The 2,382-nt window shown below is 42.4% G+C and carries 4 protein-coding genes and 1 pseudogene; 3 read left to right on the forward strand and 2 right to left on the reverse strand.

What is annotated here, in order from left to right:
- Positions 1-131 precede the first annotated feature (131 nt).
- Positions 132-407: pseudogene (purS, locus tag LC574_RS35965) on the reverse strand (phosphoribosylformylglycinamidine synthase subunit PurS); the annotation flags it as partial.
- A gap of 144 nt (positions 408-551) precedes the next feature.
- Between purS and LC574_RS35970 the strand changes: the two are divergent.
- The 3 genes from LC574_RS35970 (at position 552) to LC574_RS35980 (ending at position 1,796) form a co-directional block, all read left to right on the forward strand.
- Positions 552-956, forward strand: a complete 405-nt coding sequence (locus LC574_RS35970) for a Fur family transcriptional regulator (protein ID WP_229458398.1) — start codon at positions 552-554, stop codon at positions 954-956.
- A gap of 184 nt (positions 957-1,140) precedes the next feature.
- Entirely contained in the window at positions 1,141-1,377 is a 237-nt protein-coding gene (locus LC574_RS35975) for a type II toxin-antitoxin system Phd/YefM family antitoxin (RefSeq protein WP_229458399.1), read from the forward strand.
- On the forward strand, positions 1,374-1,796 hold the full coding sequence (locus tag LC574_RS35980) for a type II toxin-antitoxin system VapC family toxin (protein ID WP_229458400.1): 423 nt from the start codon (positions 1,374-1,376) through the stop codon (positions 1,794-1,796). Before LC574_RS35975 ends, LC574_RS35980 begins: the two co-directional genes overlap by 4 nt.
- 366 nt (positions 1,797-2,162) lie before the next feature.
- Here the strand turns inward: LC574_RS35980 and LC574_RS35985 are convergent.
- The coding region (locus tag LC574_RS35985) for a hypothetical protein (protein WP_229458401.1) at positions 2,163-2,382 on the reverse strand (220 nt) is incomplete at its 5' end.

The following is a 2,382-nucleotide window of genomic DNA, read 5'->3' on the forward strand; positions in this document are numbered from 1 at the left end:
AACCAATCCCCAATGCCCAATGCCCAATGCCCCATGCCCAATGCCCAATGCCCAATGCCCCATGCCCAATGCCCAATGCCCAATGCCCCATGCCCAATGCCCAATGCCCCATGCCCCATGCCCAATCCCCAAAATACCCCAGTCTGGGTTTCGACCTCAATCAAATCAAAGCGATAATTTTCAATCACGGGATTTGCTAGCATTTGGTCACAAATGCGATCAAGGTCTTGACGCGCTTTCTTCTCATCAGATGAGGTAATGGTGAGTTCAATGTACTTACCAATCCGCACTTGGTCAACCTTCTCGTATCCCATTTGCTTAAGACCGGATTGTACAGCCACGCCAGCAGGGTCTAAGACTGAAGGACGAAGCGTTACGAAAATTTTGGCTAGATACTTGGTTTGCACGGGCTTTTGCTGAATGCTGCGATCGCTATACTATAACTTTCTGTTCCAACTGAGTGAAAATAAGATCACGAAGCGGTTAAAGTTAATTGATCAATTAGCCCATCTAACAGCTTCAACTACAGTGGCATATTTAAATTATTGTCTATGAGAGCCATACGCACCCGCAGTCAAGAGCGTATTTTCAACCTACTGAAAACCATCAAAAAAGGCATTTCCGCCCAGGATATTTACGTAGAACTACGTAACACAAATCAGAGCATGGGTTTAGCAACAGTTTACCGTTCCCTAGAAGCTTTAAAACTCGAAGGCATGGTACAAGTGCGGAATTTGGCTAATGGTGAAGCCCTCTATAGCCTAGCGCAGCAAGACAAACACCATCTTACTTGCTTGCAATGCGGTGTCTCAATTCCAATTAATCAATGCCCCGTTCATGACCTAGAAGACCAGTTAGAATCCAGCCATAAGTTTAAAGTTTTTTACCACACCCTAGAGTTTTTTGGGTTGTGCAGCCAATGCCAAGTAAATCAAGCTAGTGAAATTAGTCAATAGTCATACCATGTCGTAGACATCGCGCTAACTTAGCCTCAGGTATCGCCTAAATTGTTTTCTCTATCTTTCATTGCACCTATTTTTTAGATATCGCCCAAGAAGATAGAGAACTACTTAATCCAATTACAATAATGTAAACAGGAAACTTTATTTAAGATTTAAGCCTAACTATAGGAGTAATGGAGTGTTGAGAATTAGCGTTGAAGAAGCAGCTATGAATTTAAAATCTCTCTTGGAACGAGTAGCTAGGGGAGAAGAAGTAATTTTGCTAGACCAAGATAAAGCTATAGCTCGTTTGGTTCCTCTGCTACAAAAGGAAGAACAATTAGCAAGTATGAAACAATTTCGTAATTCCCTTTCAATTAAGGGTGAGTCTTTGAGTGCTACTGTCATAAATGCGCGTACAGAGGAACATCGTTGATTTATTTAGATACAAGCGTTATCGCTCCTTTGTATTGGACAGAAACTTTAAGCGATACAGTTGAACAATTACTTCTCAATGAAACTGAAGTTGCTTTGAGTCAATTGGTTGAGGTTGAACTCGTTTCTGCGTTATCGCGTCGAGTCAGAATGCGAGAAATATCTCAGCAAGATGCAATAGCCATTTTAGAAAGGTTCCAAGCAGATTTGGATAGTGGATTTTATACTCAAATTGCGTTAAAAACAGTTCACTATAATTTAGCGCGTGAGTGGATTAGTCGGTTTGATACACCATTACGTACACTGGATGCTCTACATTTGACAATCGCATTTCAAAATAATATCCGATTAGTAACGGCTGATGAAGCTTTAGCAACAAGTGCTGAGGTTTTAGGAGTTGAGGTTTTGTTACTGCGGTAAATCAACTTTCCTTTACAAATCTTCATGGAAGTCGGCGGGAAACTCCAACCCAAGAGTGGGTGGAGAGGGATAGCCGCCCGCCGACTTGGGGCATTGGGCATTGGGCATTGGTAACTCTTCCCCATGCCCCATGCCCCATTCCCCATGCCCAAAAACTCCATCCGCAAGTGGCGTGGAGTTTTTTATGTATAATATCAAGTTCGGCAAATCACTTATGATATGTCATTGCGAATGCAACGAAGTGGAATGAAGCAATCGCAAAGGCTTGGGATTGCCATGCTCCGCTCGCTTTTGACTAAGTACTAAGTCGTTGTACGAAATCGTACTGACTGGGAGCAACTGAGTGTTTTAGTCTTTAAATAATACTTAAATGTAGGCAATAGAGACAAAGCACAGCTTTGTCTCCCCTCCCGAAGAGCCTATGGTGTACACACAAGTCTGAAATAGCTGATTAACCAAGGTTTTACCCCACCCTAACCACTGCTTGAATTCAATGAACGATACCTCCAATTCAATAAACGACCACCCGAATTCAATAAACGACCACCCGAATTCAATAAACGACCACCCGAATTCAATAAACGAC

The sequence above is a fragment of the Nostoc sp. CHAB 5715 genome (assembly GCF_020829685.1).
In the GTDB taxonomy this organism is placed as follows: Bacteria; Cyanobacteriota; Cyanobacteriia; order Cyanobacteriales; family Nostocaceae; genus Nostoc.